The organism is Stenotrophomonas hibiscicola ATCC 19867, assembly GCF_000382065.1.
GTDB classification, from domain to species: domain Bacteria; phylum Pseudomonadota; class Gammaproteobacteria; order Xanthomonadales; family Xanthomonadaceae; genus Stenotrophomonas; species Stenotrophomonas hibiscicola.
This window is the reverse complement of sequence record NZ_KB907500.1, coordinates 14176-32114: the sequence shown is the minus strand read 5'-3', so window position 1 is coordinate 32114 and position 17939 is coordinate 14176. Positions and strand designations below refer to the sequence as shown.

The 17939-nt window shown below is 66.5% G+C and carries 14 protein-coding genes; 12 read left to right on the top strand and 2 right to left on the bottom strand.

Going from position 1 to position 17939, the window contains the following annotated elements; all coding sequences use genetic code 11:
* Window positions 1-104: 104 nt before the first annotated feature.
* Complete coding sequence (locus tag G370_RS01000000120765) at window positions 105-2900, top strand: beta-glucosidase family protein (protein WP_019660223.1); 2796 nt, start codon at window positions 105-107, stop codon at window positions 2898-2900.
* A gap of 132 nt (window positions 2901-3032) precedes the next feature.
* Here G370_RS01000000120765 and G370_RS0108570 read toward each other — a convergent pair whose 3' ends face one another.
* Entirely contained in the window at window positions 3033-3938 is a 906-nt protein-coding gene (locus G370_RS0108570; RefSeq protein ID WP_019660222.1) for a LysR family transcriptional regulator, read from the bottom strand.
* A gap of 105 nt (window positions 3939-4043) precedes the next feature.
* Here G370_RS0108570 and G370_RS0108565 point away from each other — a divergent pair, with 105 nt between their 5' ends.
* The 3 genes from G370_RS0108565 to G370_RS0108555 all read left to right on the top strand — a co-directional run bounded on the left by G370_RS0108565 (window position 4044) and on the right by G370_RS0108555 (window position 7912).
* Window positions 4044-5402 carry an MFS transporter gene (locus G370_RS0108565; protein WP_019660221.1) on the top strand — a complete coding sequence of 453 codons (1359 nt, stop codon included), beginning with the start codon at window positions 4044-4046 and terminating at the stop codon, window positions 5400-5402.
* Complete coding sequence (locus G370_RS0108560; RefSeq protein WP_019660220.1) at window positions 5402-5788, top strand: DUF4440 domain-containing protein; 387 nt, start codon at window positions 5402-5404, stop codon at window positions 5786-5788. The genes G370_RS0108565 and G370_RS0108560 overlap by 1 nt, the downstream gene beginning before the upstream one ends.
* A gap of 213 nt (window positions 5789-6001) precedes the next feature.
* Window positions 6002-7912 carry a CocE/NonD family hydrolase gene (locus G370_RS0108555; RefSeq protein WP_019660219.1) on the top strand — a complete coding sequence of 637 codons (1911 nt, stop codon included), beginning with the start codon at window positions 6002-6004 and terminating at the stop codon, window positions 7910-7912.
* Window positions 7913-8077: 165 nt separating this feature from the next.
* Here G370_RS0108555 and G370_RS0108550 read toward each other — a convergent pair whose 3' ends face one another.
* Window positions 8078-9031 (bottom strand): helix-turn-helix transcriptional regulator, encoded by a 954-nt coding sequence (locus G370_RS0108550; RefSeq protein ID WP_019660218.1) that lies wholly within the window; start codon window positions 9029-9031, stop codon window positions 8078-8080.
* A gap of 323 nt (window positions 9032-9354) precedes the next feature.
* Here G370_RS0108550 and G370_RS0108545 point away from each other — a divergent pair, with 323 nt between their 5' ends.
* The 8 genes from G370_RS0108545 to G370_RS0108510 all read left to right on the top strand — a co-directional run bounded on the left by G370_RS0108545 (window position 9355) and on the right by G370_RS0108510 (window position 17892).
* On the top strand, window positions 9355-10113 hold the full coding sequence (locus tag G370_RS0108545; RefSeq protein WP_019660217.1) for an SDR family NAD(P)-dependent oxidoreductase: 759 nt from the start codon (window positions 9355-9357) through the stop codon (window positions 10111-10113).
* 129 nt (window positions 10114-10242) lie between these two features.
* On the top strand, window positions 10243-10695 hold the full coding sequence (locus tag G370_RS0108540; RefSeq protein WP_005413774.1) for an MgtC/SapB family protein: 453 nt from the start codon (window positions 10243-10245) through the stop codon (window positions 10693-10695).
* 205 nt (window positions 10696-10900) lie between these two features.
* A complete protein-coding gene (lldP, locus tag G370_RS0108535; protein WP_019660216.1) occupies window positions 10901-12559 on the top strand; it encodes an L-lactate permease in 1659 nt (552 codons plus the stop codon).
* A 53-nt stretch (window positions 12560-12612) separates the two neighbouring features.
* A complete protein-coding gene (gene lldR / locus G370_RS0108530) occupies window positions 12613-13377 on the top strand; it encodes a transcriptional regulator LldR (RefSeq protein ID WP_005417039.1) in 765 nt (254 codons plus the stop codon).
* Window positions 13378-13381: 4 nt separating this feature from the next.
* Window positions 13382-14521, top strand: a complete 1140-nt coding sequence (lldD, locus tag G370_RS0108525; protein ID WP_019660215.1) for an FMN-dependent L-lactate dehydrogenase LldD — start codon at window positions 13382-13384, stop codon at window positions 14519-14521.
* Window positions 14518-16224: a D-lactate dehydrogenase gene (dld, locus tag G370_RS0108520; protein WP_026347049.1), complete on the top strand. Its 1707-nt coding sequence runs from the start codon at window positions 14518-14520 to the stop codon at window positions 16222-16224. The genes lldD and dld overlap by 4 nt, the downstream gene beginning before the upstream one ends.
* 92 nt (window positions 16225-16316) lie before the next feature.
* Complete coding sequence (locus G370_RS0108515) at window positions 16317-16925, top strand: SMI1/KNR4 family protein (RefSeq protein WP_019660214.1); 609 nt, start codon at window positions 16317-16319, stop codon at window positions 16923-16925.
* An 82-nt stretch (window positions 16926-17007) separates the two neighbouring features.
* Window positions 17008-17892, top strand: coding sequence for a hypothetical protein (locus G370_RS0108510; protein WP_019660213.1), 885 nt, complete (start codon window positions 17008-17010; stop codon window positions 17890-17892).
* Window positions 17893-17939 lie beyond the last annotated feature (47 nt).

Genomic DNA, 17939 nt, shown 5'->3' with positions numbered 1-17939 from the left:
GCCTGCGGGACGTTGCCCGGCAACCCCTGCGCGGCATGAACGCTGCACCCTTCGGCGGCACTTTCCCTGGACCGATTGCCTTGGCAACGGAATTACGCCTGCCGATGAAAACGTTTACAAAACCGCTTGCACTGTCTCTGGCCCTGTCTGCCGCACTGGCCGCTCCGGCCTGGGCCGACCCCGCCGCGTTCACTGTGCTGACCCTGGAACAGGCGCCCAACGCCGAGGCGATGCCGGCCCTGGCGGCGCAACTGAAGAGCCTGAAGGTGGACGCGGTGAGCGTGCGCCAGGTGCAGCGCGGCATCGGCCAGGTCGATCCGCTGCAGGTGCTGGCCGACGGCCTGGGCTATGAATACCGCTTCGTTGCCGCCGGCAAGGACGACGGCCAGACCCAGCGCGGCCAGGCCGTGCTGACCCGGCTGCCGATCGCCGCCGAATCCGGCCCCGACCAGTCAGGCCTGAACTACCTGCGCTTGGACGATGGCCGCCATACCGTGGCGGTCTATACCGATGCCGGTGCAGGTGCGGTGCAGCTGCCGGCGCTGGTCACCCGTTCGCGGTTGGGCGCCCCGGCGGTGCTGCTCGGCGCAGTGGCCGGTGAATCGGCCAAGGCCGCAGGCTTCGATCCGGCGCGTGTGGCGCTGGAAGCCGATGCCAGCTATTTCAGCGACGGCTTCCAGGCCGCCAGCAGCGCACCGTTCAAGATGGAGGGCAGCACCCTGCGCGCCACCCTGCTGACCCTGGCCTATGCCCCCGACAAGCACGGCGAAAAGCCATGGATGGACACCGCCCTCAACGCCGATGCGCGCGCTGCGCTGCTGCTGAAGGCGATGACCGAGGATGAGAAGTTCCAGATGCTGCACAGCTACTTCGGGCTGGGCAAAGACGGTGGCCCGCTGCCGGAAGGTGCGGTCGGTTCGGCCGGCTTCGTGCCGGGCGTACCGCGGCTGGGCATCCCGTCGCAGCAGTCGGCCGATGCCGGTGTCGGCGTGACCAATCCGGGCGGCATCCGCCCGGGCGATTTCGCCACCGCAATGCCGTCCGGCCCATCCACCGCCTCCAGCTGGAACCGCGAAGTCGCCTTCGCCGGCGGCGCGACCATGGGCCGCGAGGCATGGCAGCAGCGCTTCAACATCCTGCTGTCGGGCAGCGTCAACCTGCAGCGCGACCCACGCAACGGCCGCAACTTCGAATATGCCGGTGAGGATCCGCTGCTGGCCGGCTCGATGGTTGGCGCGCTGATCCAGGGCGTGCAGAGCCAGCACGTGATCTCCTCGATGAAGCACTTCGCGCTGAACGACATGGAGACCCGGCGCAACTTCCACGACGTGCGCATCGGCGAACAGGCCATGCACGAGTCGGACCTGCTGGCCTTCGAGATCGCGCTCGAAGCCGGCCGCCCGGGCGTGGCGATGTGCTCGTACAACAAGATCAATGGTACCTACGGCTGCGAGAACGGCTACCTGATGAACCAGGTGCTGAAGCAGGAATGGAAGTTCCCCGGCTTCGTGATGTCCGACTGGGGCGGCGTGCACAGCGGCTCGAAGGCGGCGCTGGCCGGCCTGGACCAGCAGTCGGCCGGTGAAGTGTTCGACGCGGCGGTGTTCTTCGATGAGCCGCTGCGCCTGGCCGTGCATGGCGGCGTGGTGCCGCAGGCGCGCCTGAATGACATGGTCGCGCGCATCCTGCGCACCATGTTCCTGCATGGCAACTTCGACAACCCGCCGCAGCACCAGAAGGTGGATGCCGAGGCCGGCTTCGCCGTCGCCCAGCGCACGGTGGAAGAGGGCAGCGTGCTGCTGCGCAATGAAGGCAACCTGCTGCCGCTGGCCGACACGGTGAAGCGCATCGTCATCATTGGCGGCCATGCCGACAAGGGCGTGATCGGTGGTGGTGGTTCGTCGATGGTGGGCGTGACCGCCAAGGGCACCAATGCGGTGCCGGGCGTGCTGCCGACCACCTGGCCGGGCCCGGTGATCTTCCACCCGTCCTCGCCGCTGGAATCGCTGCGCGCAGCGCGTCCGGACGCGACCATCGAGTACGTGGACGGCACCAACGTCGCCGCCGCGGCCAAGGCAGCCGCGCAGGCGGATGTGGCCATCGTGTTCGCCACCCAGTGGGCCGCCGAATCGGTGGATCTGCCGGACATGCAGCTGCCGGACAACCAGGACGCGCTGATCTCGGCGGTGGCCAAGGCCAACCCGAAGACCGTGCTGGTGCTGGAAACCAATGGCCCGGTGCGCACGCCATGGCTGGCACAGGTGCCGGCGATGCTGCAGGCCTGGTACCCGGGCATCCGCGGTGGCGAAGGCATTGCCGCGCTGTTGACCGGCCAGGTCAATCCGTCCGGCCGCCTGCCGGTGACCTGGGTGGTGGACGAATCGCAGCTGCCGCGCCCGCACATCGACGGCCTCGGCTTCAAGCCGGCCAAGCCGTTCGGTGATGTGTTCGATTTCGATATCGAAGGTGCCAACGTCGGTTACAAGTGGATGGCGGCCAAGGGCCTGAAGCCCACCTTCGCGTTCGGTCATGGCCTGTCCTACACCTCGTTCGCCTATGAAAACCTCAAGGTGAGTGTGGAAGGCTCGCGCCTGGTCGCCAGCGTGGACATTCGCAACACCGGCAAGCGCGCCGGTGCCGACGTGGCCCAGCTGTACCTGAAGCTGCCGGCCGGCAGCACCACGCCGATCCGCCTGATCGGCTATGACAAGGTGACCCTGCAGCCGGGCGAACAGCGCCGCATCCGCATCGAAGCCGAGCCGAAGACGCTGGCGCACTACGATGCGCAGGCCCGCCAGTGGAAGATCGACGGCGGCACCTACCAGGTGCAGCTGTCGCGCAATGCGGCCGAGCCGCTGCAGAGCGTGGACGTGCAGCTGGTGGAGCAGGTGCTGCGCTGATGCCTTGAAGACACGGCCCCGGAAGGGGCCGTGTTTGTTTGTGGGGTACCGCTGCGCTCGCCGGGCGTGGCCCGGCGTTACCAGGGCTGTGGTGATGGGGTAGCGCCGGGCCATGCCCGGCGAGCGCGGAAGTCACACAGGCGCGCTGCCAAACCACCCGCGCAGGAAATCGATCAGCTGCCGCACCTTCGGCGAGGGCTGCGTGCTGTGCGGGTAGACCGCGTACACGCTCTGCTGCGGGAAGCGGTGCTGGCGCAGCACCGGGCGCAGCCGGTCCTGGGCCAGGTCGTCCTCGATCAGCCAGCGTGGCAGCACGGTGACCCCGGCGCCGGCCAGGGCGAACGCGCGCAGGCTGCTGGCACCATCCACGCGTACCACCGCGTTGCCCGGGTTGGTGGCAAACAGGGCGCCGCTGCCATCAGGCGCGATCACCGGCACGTCGGCCAGGCGCGGGTAACCGAGGCGGGGCAGGGCGCCCAGCTGCACGGGGTCGTCGGCAGCATCGGCAGAGGGCAGGCGTGCCAGTAGGGACGGAGCCGCCACGGGGCACAGTGGATGGCGTTCCAGTTCGCTGGCGTGCAGGCCCGAATCCGGCAGGCGGCCAAGACGGATTGCCAGGTCGAACCGCTCGGGAATCAGGTCGGCCGGTGCCGGTGAGGTCGACAGGTGCAGCTGCAGGGCCGGGTGCCGCGCACGAAACGCCTCCAACGCAGCAATCAAGCGTAGCTGGGCGTACTCCGGCGTGGTGGTCAGGCGCAGCACACCCTGCAGTTGGTGCTGGTCGCGGCGCGCGGCATCGATGGCTGCCTGTGCGGCATCCAGTGCCTGCACGCAGTTTTGCAGGAACTGTTCGCCGGCCTCGGTCAGGGCCAGGTGGCGGGTACTGCGCAACAGCAGGGTCACGCCCAGCTCCTGCTCCAGCCGCTTCAGGTTGAAGCTGACCACCGCGCGGCTGAGGCCGAGGCGATCAGCCGCAGCGGTCAGGCTGCCGGCCTCGACCACGGCGCGGAAGATATCGAAGCGATCGAGGCTGACCATGGCAATTCATTGTCAAAGTGGATTTGACAGTGTTGCAGTTGCTGTCGTGTTTTTCCAACAAGGCCCGCACGGCATGCTGGCCGCTTCCCTGTTGGAGCGCCGCCGATGCCGTCTCCCCGCCTGCGCCATGAGGCGATCTTCCTGCTGGTGTTCGCTCTGGATCTGGTCAACATGTTCATCGCCACGGTGGCCTATCCGGTATTGGCAGCGGAGCTGCACGCCGATATCAGCACCCTGGCCTGGGTGGGCACCGCCTACATGCTGGGCCTGAGCGTGGTGATCCCGCTGGCGCCCTGGCTGGCCGCGCGCTGTGGTGAGCGTCGCCTGCTGCTGGTGGCGTTGCTGCTGTTCGCGGTTGCCGCTGCGCTGGCCGGCGCAGCAGCGGGTATTGGCTGGCTGCTGGGCTGGCGCCTGCTGCAGGGCCTGGCCGGTGGCCTGCTGATTCCGGTGGCACAGGCAGCAGCGTACCGGCAGTGCACGCCCGACCAGCGTGGCGCGCTGACCCGCCGCATCCTGCTGGTTGCGCTGCTGGTACCAGCACTGGCGCCCGCGCTCGGTGGGCTGCTGGTGCAGTGGTTGTCCTGGCGCGGCGTGCTCTGGGCCAGCCTGCCGCTGGCCGTGGTGGCGATTGGACTGGTGCTGGCGTGGATGCCGGCCGATGGCGCGCGCAGTGCGCCGCGCCTGCAGGCCTATGCGCTGTCCACCGCGATGCTGGCGCTGGGCGCGCTGCTGCTGGCGTTGACCTGGCTGGGTGAACCCGGCCATCGGGCCGCCGGTGCCGTACTGCTGTTGATCGCAATGCTGTTGGCGGCGGCCCACCTGCGGTATGCACGGCAGCAGGCGCAGCCCCTGCTGCGCTGGTCGCTGCTGTCCCATCGGGGCCTGCGCCTGGCGATGCTGGTCTATCTGGCAGTGCCCGGTGTGTTCATCGGCAGCCAGCTGGTCAGTACCCTGCAGCTGCACCAGGCCGGTTACAGCGCGGCACGCATCGGCGCGTTGATGCTGCCCTGGGCGCTGGCCTCGGCCGTGGCGATTACTGCCAGCAAACGCCTGCTGGCCCGTTTCGGCCCGGCCACGGTACTACGCGTGGGCATGCTGCTTCAGGCCAGCGGCCTGCTGTTGATGGCGCTGCTGCCACAGCCGGCCTTCGCGTTGGCCGGGCTGCTGTTCGCGCTGATGGGCGCCGGCGGCAGCCTGTGCAGCAGCACCGCGCAGACGCTGGCTTTCCACGGCGTGGAGGGTGAAGCGCTGGGCGATGCCAGTGCCCTTTGGAACCTCAACCGTCAGCTCAGTTTCTGCCTGGGTACTGCCGCCATTGCGCTGTTGCTGGCGCTGGCCATGCAGTGGCTGCCAGCACGCGCCACCAGCGTAGCTCTGGGTCTGGCCGCCGCAATGACGCTGTTGCCGATGGCGTTGCTGCGTCGGCCGCAGAGGATCACCCTTTCGCAACCGGAGAACACTTGATGGCTACGACCGCAGAACATGAAATCCACCACCTGCACGACAAACTGCAGGCCTGGTTCCGGGCCGAGGTGGCTGCGGATGCGCTGGATGATCTGATGGCGCATTTCTGCGCGGACTTCAGCATGGTCGGCATCGCGGGTCGCAGGCTGGACCGTAATGCCGTGCAGGCACTGTTCGCGGGTGGCCATGGCGCGCGGCCGGGGCTGCAGATTTCCATCGAAGCCGTGCAGGCGGTGGATGCGATATCACCGCTGGCGGTGCTGCGCTATCGCGAAGGTCATTCGATCGACGGTGGCGCATCCGCATGGCGGGAGTCGCTGGCGGTACTGAGGCAAGAACAGGGGCGCTGGTGCTGGCTGGCGCTGCATGAGGTAACGGCAGATTGATCGGTGGTGCCGGCCGCTGGCCGGCAACCGTCGTAACGCGCCGCAGGATCATGAAGTTGCCGGCCAGCGGCCGGCACTACCTGTCGTCGGCAAACGTAGCGGCACATGTGCCATCAGTCCTACCCGCATCCACCGCAGAATGCAAAGCCTGCACACACTTCACGGCCCGGGGCAGGAGTAGGCTTGAGGCTTTCCTGCCGGGAGGGGTTGTCCATGCGTGTGCGTGCCGTCGCTGTAGCCATTGCCCTTTGCCTGTCCAGCACCGTGCTGGCCGCCGATACCCCGCCGATGACCCCGGACATCAGCGGCAAGCCCTTCGTTGCCCCTGATGTCGGTCGTGACTACGACAAGCGCGTGGTGATGGTGCCGATGCGTGACGGCACCAAGCTGTATACGGTGATCGTGGTGCCCAAGGGCGCCCGCAACGCGCCGATCCTGCTGACCCGCACACCTTACGATGCCGCTGGCCGCGCCAGCCGCAGTGATTCGCCACGCATGCGCGATCTGCTGCCGCAGGGCGACGAGGTGTTCGTCGACGGCGGTTACATCCGCGTGTTCCAGGACATCCGCGGCAAGTACGGCTCCGAAGGCGATTACGTGATGACCCGGCCGCTGCGCGGGCCGTTGAACAACACCAAGGTGGACCACTCCACCGATGCTTGGGACACCATCGACTGGCTGGTGAAGAACGTACCGGAGAGCAATGGCAAGGTCGGCATGCTCGGCTCGTCGTACGAGGGCTTCACCGTGGTGATGGCGCTGACCGACCCGCATCCGGCACTGAAGGTGGCTGCGCCGCAGAGCCCGATGGTCGATGGCTGGATGGGCGACGACTGGCTCAACTACGGTGCGTTCCGCCAGGTCAACTTCAACTATTTCGCGATGCAGACCGAGAAGCGCGGCAAGGGCACGCCGCTGCCCAGCCTCGGCTACGACGACTACAGCACCTTCCTGCGCATCGGTTCGGCCGGCGACTACGCGCGCTTCACCGGTGTGGACCAGCTGACTTGGTGGAAGAAGCTGGTCGAGCATCCGGCCTACGACGGCTTCTGGCAGGGCCAGGCGCTGGACGCGGTGATGGCAAAGACACCGCTGAAGGTGCCGACCATGTGGCTGCAGGGCCTGTGGGACCAGGAGGACATGTGGGGTGCCAACCACGCCTACCAGGCGATGGAAGGACGCGATAGCGGCAACAACCGCAATTACCTGGTGATGGGCCCGTGGCGACACAGCCAGGTGAACTACAGCGGCAGCGAACTGGGTGCGCTGAAGTTCGACGGCGATACCGCGCTGCAGTTCCGCCGCGACGTGCTCAAGCCCTTCTTCGACCAGTACCTGGTGGATGGCGCGCCGAAGGCCGATACGCCACCGGTGCTGATCTACAACACCGGTGAGAACCACTGGGATCGCCTGAAGGGTTGGCCGCGCAGCTGCGACAAGGGCTGTGCCGCCAGCAGCAAGCCGCTGTTCCTGCGCGCCGGCGGCAAGCTGGCGTTCCAGGCACCGGCGGCGGGCGAGGGCGACTTCGAGGAATACGTGTCCGACCCGGCCAAGCCGGTGCCGTTCGTGCCGCGCCCGATCCGCTTCGGCGACCGCGACATGTGGACCACCTGGCTGGTCAAGGACCAGCGCTTCGTCGATGGGCGCCCGGACGTGTTGACCTTCATCACCGAACCGCTGACCGCGCCGCTGCGCATCGGCGGCGCGCCGGTGGTTCACCTGCAGGCTTCGACCAGTGGCACCGACAGCGACTGGGTGGTGAAGCTGATCGACGTGTATCCGGACCAGGAAGCGTCCACGCCGGAGATGGGGGGCTACCAGTTGCCGGTGTCGCTGGCGATCTTCCGTGGCCGCTACCGCGAGAGCTTCACCGATCCGAAGCCTCTGACCGCCAACCAGGTGCTGCCGTATCGCTTCGATCTGCCCAACGCAAACCACACGTTCCAGAAGGGCCACCGGGTGATGGTGCAGGTGCAGTCCAGCCTGTTCCCGCTGTATGACCGCAACCCGCAGACTTACGTGCCGAATATTTACCTGGCCAGGCCGGGCGATTACCAGAAGGCCACGCAGCGGGTCTGGCACAGCGCGGCACAGGCGAGCTACATCGATCTGCCGGTGTATTGAAGCGGCCAGGGTGACGCCGGGCATGGCCCGGCGCTACCCAGGGATGTGCGGTGTCGGTAGCGCCGGGCCATGCCCGGCGGCGTTGGTAGTGCCGGCCGCTGGCCGGCATCCGCGATGGCGCAGGAGCGTGTCGACCAAGGTCGACACCTGCCAGGGCCCGGGCCTTCAGTCCACCTTCGATGGGCCCGTGCGCCAGCGGCTGGGCACCAGTCCGAAACGCTTGCGGAACGCCGCAGCGAAGTTACTGGGATGGCGGTAACCACAGGCCGCAGCGGCCTGTTCAACTGTCCAGCCGTCCTCGCGCAGGCCCTGTTCGGCGTGGCGCATGCGCTGTTCGTGCAGATAGTCGAACACCGAGCTTCCATACTGCTGTGCGAAGTGGCGGCGCAGCGAACTGGGACTCATGCAGGCCAGCTGGGCCAGTTCGATCAGGCTGTGGGCATGGCTGGGGTCGTCATGCAGGTAGGCACGCACGCGCTCCAGCCGCTCGCGCTGGCCGGCGCGCAGTGTGCGGACATGCTCGGTCTGCATATCCTCGGCCTGGAGGCCGACGGCCAACACCTGCAGGGCCACGCCTTCGCGCCACAGCGCATCGATGTCGTCCTGCCAGGGACTGTCGAACAATTGGGCGAGCGTTGGCAGCAAGGCATGCGGAATGGCCCAGTGGCGGCACTGCAGAGGGGAATGAAGGACCCGTTGCAGTGCCGGCAGGCGCAGCATGTCCACGTCCAGGTCGGCCGGTACGCTCAAGCTGACCCCGCGCAGGTGGCTGCCACCAGGATGCAGACCGGCCATGGAAACAGGTTCATGGTGACTTGTGGTCATGCCTGTGCCGGCGCGCAGCGTGAACCCCTTGCGACGAGGAAACTGGACATCCACTTCGCCCTGCAGCATCAGGCGGATGGTCAGGCCGGCACCGTGCACAGCGGTGGCCGCGTAGGTGAACCGGTTGTGCACGTCCGAGGCGATCAGGCCCAGGCCACCGCGCAGTGACTGCTCGTGGACGTCGCCACGCCCTGCCCATTGGTCGTCGCGCAGTTCACTCCCTTCGATCCGGTAGTCGTAGCCATGGCGTTCGCCGAAGTGGCGGTAATCAGCAAAAGTGAAATATCGGGACATCGCTCTGCGCAAACACAGGTTGAATTGGATGTGTCGAAGAAACTGGAAGTGTTTCCCATTGTCGCCGCGATTCGCGCGCTTTTGACCTCAATAAGGTCAAAACGATTGGCGATTACGGCCAAAGTGAAAATGCCGCCGAACATACGCCGGCGTTTTGCATGCATATCCGTACGTAATTCCATACATAAACTTCAGTTGAGGTCTTATGGCTGGAACGATCACCTGAAGATGCGATGTCAGCCTGGCCGTCACGGGCGCGCGCGTAGGGTGGGGCGGTTGGCTGTTGCAGGCCACTTCGATACCCCCACTGATGGAGAACGCAGATGATTGACTACCAGCTCACCGGCAAGACCGCGATCGTGACCGGCGGCGTGTCCGGTATAGGCCTGGCTGTGGCGCAGACCCTGGCGGCGTCCGGCGCGCGGATCTCGGTCTGGGATCTGAAGCAGGATGCGGTCGATGCCACCGTGGCGCAGTTGCGGGATGCGGGTGCACAGGCCATCGGCATCGCGCTGGACGTCACCGACGACGCGGCGGTGGAGGCAGCGGTGCAGCGCACGATCAAGGAACTCGACGGCCTGCACGTGGCGGTCAACAACGCCGGCATCAGCGGGCCGGCCGCCGCCAGCGGTGACTATCCTATCGATGGCTGGCAGCGCGTGATCGATGTCAACCTCACCAGCGTGTTCCTGTGCCAGCGTGCGCAGATCCAGGCCATGCGCGCGGCCGGCACGGGCGGCAGCATCATCAACATGGCCTCGATCCTGGGCCAAGTGGGCTATGCCGGTTCCACTGCGTACGTGGCGGCCAAGCACGGCGTGGTCGGGCTGACCCAGACCGCAGCGTGGGAACATGCGGCTGACGGCATCCGTGTCAACGCAGTGGGGCCGGGCTTCATCAGCACACCGCTGCTGGAGAAGATGGACCCGAAGGTGCGCGCCACGCTGGAAGGGCGGCACGCGTTGAAGCGGCTGGGTACGCCGCAGGAAGTGGCCGCGTTGGTAGCCTGGCTGGCCAGCGACGATGCCTCGTTCGCGACCGGCACGTACTACGCCATCGATGGTGGCTACCTCGCGCAGTGATGCGCTGAACGCGGGTTACGGGGTCGCCGGGCATCGCCCGGCGCTACCGGGTGAACGCACTGTGGGGTGGCCTTCACCTCTATGCCACGCATTCCACGCGACGCTCAGGGAAATTCCCGGAGCCTGCCCATGGAACTTACCCAGGATGTCTCGATCCTGCTGCGCGTAGCCGCAGCGATGCTGTTCGGCGGTGTGCTCGGTGTCGAGCGGGAAATGGGCAAGCACGCCGCTGGCCTGCGAACGCACATGTTGATCGCCGGGGCCGCCGCGTTGATCGTCGGTCTCGGAGACTCGGTGGCCGAACATTTCCAGCAGGAGCGTTACCGCGACCTGTTGCAGGTCGATCCGGTACGCCTGATTGAAGCGGTGGTGGCCTGCGTCGGCTTCGTGGCCGCCGGCACCATCCTGCGCGGCTCACGCGAGGACCAGGTCAGCGGCCTGACCACGGCCAGCTCGTTGATCATGGCGGCGGCCATCGGGATTGCGGTGGGGATCAGCAAGTACGTGATCGCCATCGGCGTGAGCGTGCTGTGCGTGCTGGTGCTGGCGGTGATGCGGCGGTTGGAGAAGCGGATTTCGTAGGGAAGGTCGCGTTGCCTACCATGAAGTTTGTAATGGTCGGACCAATATGACGGCTAGCCTTATGGTCTAATAGGCTCGTCGTCGGAGTGGCGGTTAAATCTGCTACAAGTGGTCTGATCGAATCATCAATGGTAATACCAATGATCGACGGCCACGGCGACCCACCGCTTGCGGTGGGCTCCTCCGTTCCCAGTCGAGAATCTTCATGCAGCCCTGGCAACACCTGTACGACCCCGCCGGCAACCTGTGGTTGTCGAGCCTGATCGCGCTGCTGCCGATCGCGTTCTTCTTCGTTGCCCTGGCCGTGCTGCGCATGAAGGGCTGGCTGGCCGGCACGATCACCGTGGCCATCGCACTCGGCGTGGCCCTGCTGTTCTACCGCATGCCGGTGCCGCAGGCGCTGGGCGCGGCCGGCTTCGGTTTCGTCTACGGCCTGTGGCCCATCGCGTGGATCATCATCGGTGCGGTGTTCCTCTACAAAGTTTCGGTCAAGACCGGGCAGTTCGACATCATCCGCGCCTCGATCCTGTCCGTGACTGAAGACCAGCGCCTGCAGATGCTGATGGTCGGTTTCGCGTTTGGTGCCTTTCTGGAAGGCGCGGCCGGCTTCGGTGCGCCGGTGGCGATCACCGCAGCGCTGCTGGTCGGGCTGGGCTTCAAGCCGCTGTATGCCGCCGGCCTGTGCCTGATCGTCAACACTGCGCCGGTAGCGTTCGGCGCGATGGGCATTCCGATCATCGTGGCAGGGCAGGTCACCGGCCTGGACGCATTCGAGATCGGCCAGATGGCCGGCCGCCAGCTGCCGTTCCTGACCATCATCGTGCTGTTCTGGATCATGGCGATCATGGATGGCTGGCGCGGCATCAGGGAAACGTGGCCGGCGGTGCTGGTTGCGGGGGGCTCGTTCGCCATCGCGCAGTACCTGACCTCCAACTTCATCGGCCCGGAACTGCCGGACATCACCGCGTCGCTGGCGTCGCTGGTGTGCCTGGCCCTGTTCCTGCGCCGCTGGAAGCCGGTGCGGATCTTCCGCTTCGATACCGAAACCAGCGCCGAGGCGGCCGCACAGGCACTGGAAGCGCCCCGCTACAGCGTTGGCCAGATCGCCAGGGCGTGGTCGCCGTTCCTGATCCTCACCGCGATGGTCACGCTGTGGAGCATCAAGCCGTTCAAGTCGCTGTTCGCGGCGGGTGGCCCGCTGGAAAGCTGGGTGCTCAAGATCCCGGTGCCGGGCCTGGACCAGATGGTGCAGAAGATGCCGCCGATCGTGGATGCACCGTTGAGCTACGAAGCCGTCTACAGGTTCGACTGGTTCTCGGCCACCGGTACCTCGATCATCCTCGCTGCGGTGATCGCGATCATCGCGCTGCGCATGCCGGCCCGTTCGGCGCTGCGCACCTTCGGCGAAACCGTGCGTGAGCTGCGCATGCCGATCTACTCGATCGGCATGGTGCTCGCCTTCGCCTTCATCGCCAACTATTCGGGCCTGTCGGCGACGCTGGCGCTGGCATTGGCGCATACCGGCGACGCGTTCCCGTTCTTCTCACCGTTTCTGGGCTGGCTGGGCGTGTTCCTGACCGGCTCGGACACCTCGTCCAATGCCTTGTTCTCGGCACTGCAGGCCACCACCGCACAGCAGATCGGCGTGTCCGACGTGCTGCTGGTAGCGGCCAACACCACCGGTGGTGTCACCGGCAAGATGATCTCGCCGCAGTCGATCGCCATTGCCTGCGCGGCGGTCGGCCTGGCCGGCAAGGAATCGGACCTGTTCCGCTTCACGGTCAAGCACAGCCTGATCTTCACCACGATGGTCGGCCTGATCACCCTGGCCCAGGCTTACTGGCTGACCTGGATGATTCCCTGAGGCATGCGCGGCTGGCCAACCACCCGCTGCGCGCTTCGGGCCACAATGGCGCCATGAGCACGCAACGTATTTCGGACAAGGTGGCTGCGCAGCTGCGCGGCCTGGTGCAGGAACAACAGCTGCGGCCGGGCGACCGGCTGCCGGCCGAGCGCACCCTGGCGGTGCAGCTGGGGGTCTCGCGTACCGCGCTGCGCGAGGCCATCGCGCAGCTTGCCAGCCAGGGTCTGTTGACCGCACGGGTCGGTGGCGGCACCTACGTGGCCGAGCCTGCGGCACGCGCGCGGCAGGCGCTGGATGAACCGCTGGCGCCGTACCTGCCGCTGTTCCAGGGCGACCCGGAATACCGCTTCGACGTGCTGGAGATCCGCCACGCGCTGGAAGGTGCCACCGCCTGGCATGCGGCGCTGCGGGCCACCGACGAGGACCGCGCGCGCATCGCACAGGCCTTCCAGACCATGATGGATGCGCACGGCAAGGACGACCCCACCGGCGAGGCAGAGGCCGACGCGGCCTTCCACCTGTCCATCGCCGAGGCCTCGCACAACCTGGTGCTGCTGCAGGTGATGCGCGGACTGTTCGAACTGCTGCAGACCAACATCTCGCAGAGCCGCGAAAAGCTCTACACCTCGGCGAGGACCTTCTCGCCGCTGTCCGACCAGCACCGCGAGATGATGGACGCGGTGCTGGCGGGCGACCCCGAACGCGCGCGCGCCGCCGCGCATGCCCACCTCGAATTCGTGCACACCACGCTGCGCACCCTCGATGACAACGAAGCCCGGCGTGCGCGGGCCTCGCGCCTGCCTTCCCCACACGGTTGACCCCATGATCATCTCCGCCTCCACCGATTACCGTGCCGCAGCGCAACGCCGGCTGCCGCCGTTCCTGTTCCACTACATCGATGGCGGCGCGTATGCCGAGCACACGCTGAAGCGCAACGTTTCCGACCTGTCCGACATCGCGCTGCGCCAGCGCATCCTGCGCAACATGTCCGACCTGAGCTTGGAAACCGAGCTGTTCGGCGAAAGACTGGCGATGCCGGTGGCGCTGGCGCCGGTCGGCCTGACCGGCATGTATGCCCGGCGCGGCGAGGTACAGGCGGCGCGCGCGGCCGACAGCCGCGGCATCCCGTTCACCCTGTCCACGGTGTCGGTGTGCCCGATCGAGGAAGTGGCACCGGCCATCCAGCGGCCGATGTGGTTCCAGCTGTACGTGCTGCGCGACCGTGGCTTCATGCGCAACGCGCTGGAGCGGGCGCAGGCCGCCGGCGTGACCACGCTGGTGTTCACCGTGGACATGCCGGTGCCGGGCGCGCGCTACCGCGATGCACACTCGGGCATGAGCGGCCCGAATGCCTCGCTGCGCCGTATCGGCCAGGCCATCACCCATCCGCACTGGGCGTGGGACGTGGGCCTGTTCGGCCGCCCGCATGACCTCGGCAACATCTCCACCTACCGCGGCAACCCGACCGGGCTGGAGGATTACATCGGCTGGTTGGGCAGCAACTTCGATCCCTCCATTTCGTGGAAGGACCTGGAGTGGATCCGCGAGTTCTGGAAGGGCCCGATGGTGATCAAGGGCATCCTCGACCCGGATGACGCGCGTGATGCGGTGAAGTTCGGTGCGGATGGCATCGTGGTCTCCAATCACGGTGGCCGCCAGCTGGACGGCGTGCTGTCCACCGCACGTGCGTTGCCGGCCATCGCCGATGCGGTGCAGGGCGACCTGAAGATTCTCGCCGATTCGGGCATCCGTACCGGCCTGGACGTGGTGCGCATGCTGGCGCTGGGTGCTGACGCCGTGCTGCTGGGTCGCGCCTTCGTCTATGCGCTGGCTGCGCAGGGCGAAGCCGGGGTGGCCAACCTGCTGGACCTGATCGCCAAGGAAATGCGCGTGGCGATGACGCTGACCGGCGCGCGCCGCATCGCCGACATCGGCCGCGATTCGCTGGCCAGCCTGCCATGAGTGGCCACGATGCGGTGCTGGCGCAGTTGCGCGATACGGTCGGCGGTCGCCATGTACTGACCGGTGACAAGGCCACGCGCCGCTTCCGTCGCGGCTACCGCTTCGGCGATGGCCCGGTACTGGCGGTGGTGCGTCCGGGTACCTTGCTGGAACTGTGGCACGTGCTGCAGGCAGCGGTGCAGGGCGGCGCGGCGATCATCCTGCAGGCGGCCAACACCGGCCTGACCGGCGGCTCGACCCCGGACGGCGATGACTATGGCCGGCCGATCGTGCTGGTCAGCACGCTGCGCCTGACCGGCATCCAGTTGTTGAACGAAGGCCGCCAGGTGCTGTGCCTGCCGGGTGCCACGCTGGACCGCCTGGAGCAGACGCTGGCCCCGCTGGGTCGCGAACCGCATTCGGTGATCGGCTCGTCCTGCATCGGTGCCTCGGTGCTGGGCGGCATCTGCAACAACTCCGGCGGTGCGCTGGTGCGCCGTGGCCCGGCCTACACCGAGCTGGCGCTGTATGCGCAGGTCGATGCGCAGGGCCAGCTGCAGCTGGTCAATCATCTGGGCATCGCGCTGGGTGATACGCCCGAGCAGATCCTGCAGCGCCTGCAGGCCGGTGACTACACGGCCGCCGACGTGGGCGATGGCGACGGCCGTGCGGCTTCCGACCCACGCTATGCCGAGGAAGTGCGCAAGGTCGACGCCGATACCCCGGCACGCTTCAATGCCGACCCCAGCCGCCACTTCGAGGCAGCGGGATCTGCCGGCAAGCTGGCGGTGTTCGCGGTGCGCCTGGACACCTTCGAAAAAGAGGCTGCGGAGGTCTTCTATATAGGCAGCAACCGTACCGACAGCCTCACCGCGATCCGGCGCCAGCTGCTGACCGGCTTCGAGCGCCTGCCGATTGCCGGCGAGTACATCCACCGCGATGCCTATGATATCGGCGAGCGCTACGGCAAGGACAGCTTCCTGCTGATCGACCGCCTTGGCACTTCCCGCGTGCCCGCCGCGTTCGCGTTGAAGAGCCGTGTCGATGGCTGGTTCGAGCGGTTGGGCCTGCGCGGCGTGACCGACAGTGTGATGCAGGTGCTGACGGGCCTGCTGCCCTCGCACCTGCCCAAGCGCATGGGCGAGTTCCGCCAGCGCTACGAGCATCACCTGTTGCTGAAGGTCTCTGCCCAGGACGCTGCGGAAACCGAGGCCTGGCTGCGCAGCTTCTTCGCTGGCCACGAAGGCGGCTATTTCCACTGCACGGCGGAGGAGGGGCGCAAGGCGTTCCTGCATCGCTTCGCGGTGGCCGGTGCCGCAGTGCGTTACCGTGAAGTGCATCGTGACCAGGTGCAGGACATCGTCGCGCTGGACATCGCGCTGCGACGTGACGATGCCGACTGGTTCGAGCAGCTACCGGCGGATATCGACGCGCGCCTGCTGCACAAGCTGTACTACGGCCACTTCCTGTGCCACGTGTTCCACCAGGACTACATCGCGCGCAAAGGTGAAGACCCGATGGCGATCGAGCATGCGATGTGGGCGCTGCTGGACCAGCGTGGCGCCGAGTATCCGGCCGAGCACAATGTCGGCCACCTGTACCCTGCCAAGCCTGCGCTGGCGGGCTTCTACAGGCAGCTGGACCCGAGCAATACGTTCAACCCGGGCATCGGCCAGACCTCGAAGGCCAAGGGGTGGGGTGGCTGCGACTGTAGTGGGCACTAGCGGCGCACCATCTGAAAATTCGGACTTCTTGCATTCCTCACTGATCGGGTTGGCACTAGGCTGAGGTCTTGGCTGGGAGGGATACAGGACCAATGCAGACTGCAGATCAGATATGGGCATTCATCAAAGCGTCGCTTCGCGAGAAGAGTTGTCTGGATGAAATGCAGTTGCGGCCGGGAGCCTCCGAAAGCGAGTTGGTTGAACTGGAGGCTCAGCTTGGAGTCGCTTTGCCAGATCTGCTAAGGCAGTTGCTGATGATTCACGATGGGCAGGATGGGGTCGGGCTTCTGTTCGGGAGTCAAATGCTTTCGTCCATGGAGATCAGGCGGCAGTGGCACGGTTGGCGTGAGATTGAGGCCGACGGCATGAACGAGGACTGCGCGGAGTTCATGAGGTCGAGTCCCGCGGGGGTGGTGAAGCCGATGTACACCAATGCGCGTTGGATACCGCTGACTCACGATGGTGGCGGCAATCACATGGGATTGGATTTCGATCCCGACATTGACGGTGGTGAAGGACAGGTGATTGCCTTTGGTGCGGATGAAGACACCAAGTACCTTCTCGCTCCCACTTTCGCTGAGTTCGCTGAAAAGGCGGTGGAGTGGATCAGTCAGGCAAGCTGGGATGGTGAGAATCTCGAGTCGCCAACTGATGACGGCTTCGCTCCCCCGGCCATTCTCCGGACTGCTGGCGGGGCGTAGTTGGGAGCGCCGTTCTGACAGGTCGCGATCGTCCTGTTACTCCTGCGCTACCATCTGGATTCCACGAGCAGGAATCTCCTCCATGCCCACCATCGTTGTCCGCACGATCGTGTGCGTTGCACTACTGGCTCCCCCGGTGCTGGTGCTGGCCCAGGGCTCGGTCCTGCCGCAGCAGCGCGATGCCGCCGGCAACGTGATGGAGCCGCTGGGGCAGGTGCTGATCGCGAGTGAGACTGGGCCGTCGGGGCTTTATGACTGCACGCGGGACGGCAACTGGTGCGTGCGCGTGCAGCCGGTCGCTGAGGAGGGTGACCGGCCGACCGTGCTGGAAGTGCTTGAGAAGGGGCCGGGCCAGGGCAAGCCGCACACCTACCACGTCAGCATCGACGTGCCGCAGGAAAGCGAGCTGTCGCTGTGGCCGTGGATCGTGCGCCTGGCCCCGGGCATGGGCAGCGATGAAACAGTGACCGACCCGCAGCAGCGCACCCGCCAGAATGTGCTGGTGGGCGGCATCGTCACGTTCAGCACCATGTACTCCGGTGGCGGTGCCGATGCGTCCACGCTGCAGTTGGCACGCGTGCGCCACCTACAGGACGACATCCAGGTGGACGACGACGTGCTGACCGTGCCATGGCTGGGCAATGCGATGATCCGCGCCTGTTTCAGCGAGCAGGACAGCAAGCAGCGCGCAGGCGCCTGCCACGACGAGTACGGCTTCTCGGCGAAGCTGGCGCTGGATACGGCTGCCGAGGGCATGCCGGTGCTGCGCTACCAGACGGTGGCGACCCGGTTCCCGGCTGGTGTTTCGCGCTTCGAGGATTCGCTGGCCAAGGGGCCGCTGAAGAAGAAGGACCTGCGCACCGAGCAGGATCCGGCGTGCACCTATACGCGGTTGTTCCACTTCCGCGGGGGCATGTTCCACCCGGACCAGGCGCTGCCGGACTGCGCCGGCTATACCGAACCCTGAAGTGTAGAGTCGAGCCACGCTCGACTCGGGTTCTCGCGTGGCCCGGC

Coding starts and splice junctions, on each gene's coding strand:
- G370_RS01000000120765 (WP_019660223.1), top strand. CDS start 105: ATGAAAACGTTTACAAAACCGCTTGCACTGTCTCTGGCCCTGTCTGCC.
- G370_RS0108570 (WP_019660222.1), bottom strand. CDS start 3,938: ATGGTCAGCCTCGATCGCTTCGATATCTTCCGCGCCGTGGTCGAGGCC.
- G370_RS0108565 (WP_019660221.1), top strand. CDS start 4,044: ATGCCGTCTCCCCGCCTGCGCCATGAGGCGATCTTCCTGCTGGTGTTC.
- G370_RS0108560 (WP_019660220.1), top strand. CDS start 5,402: ATGGCTACGACCGCAGAACATGAAATCCACCACCTGCACGACAAACTG.
- G370_RS0108555 (WP_019660219.1), top strand. CDS start 6,002: ATGCGTGTGCGTGCCGTCGCTGTAGCCATTGCCCTTTGCCTGTCCAGC.
- G370_RS0108550 (WP_019660218.1), bottom strand. CDS start 9,031: ATGTCCCGATATTTCACTTTTGCTGATTACCGCCACTTCGGCGAACGC.
- G370_RS0108545 (WP_019660217.1), top strand. CDS start 9,355: ATGATTGACTACCAGCTCACCGGCAAGACCGCGATCGTGACCGGCGGC.
- G370_RS0108540 (WP_005413774.1), top strand. CDS start 10,243: ATGGAACTTACCCAGGATGTCTCGATCCTGCTGCGCGTAGCCGCAGCG.
- lldP (WP_019660216.1), top strand. CDS start 10,901: ATGCAGCCCTGGCAACACCTGTACGACCCCGCCGGCAACCTGTGGTTG.
- lldR (WP_005417039.1), top strand. CDS start 12,613: ATGAGCACGCAACGTATTTCGGACAAGGTGGCTGCGCAGCTGCGCGGC.
- lldD (WP_019660215.1), top strand. CDS start 13,382: ATGATCATCTCCGCCTCCACCGATTACCGTGCCGCAGCGCAACGCCGG.
- dld (WP_026347049.1), top strand. CDS start 14,518: ATGAGTGGCCACGATGCGGTGCTGGCGCAGTTGCGCGATACGGTCGGC.
- G370_RS0108515 (WP_019660214.1), top strand. CDS start 16,317: ATGCAGACTGCAGATCAGATATGGGCATTCATCAAAGCGTCGCTTCGC.
- G370_RS0108510 (WP_019660213.1), top strand. CDS start 17,008: ATGCCCACCATCGTTGTCCGCACGATCGTGTGCGTTGCACTACTGGCT.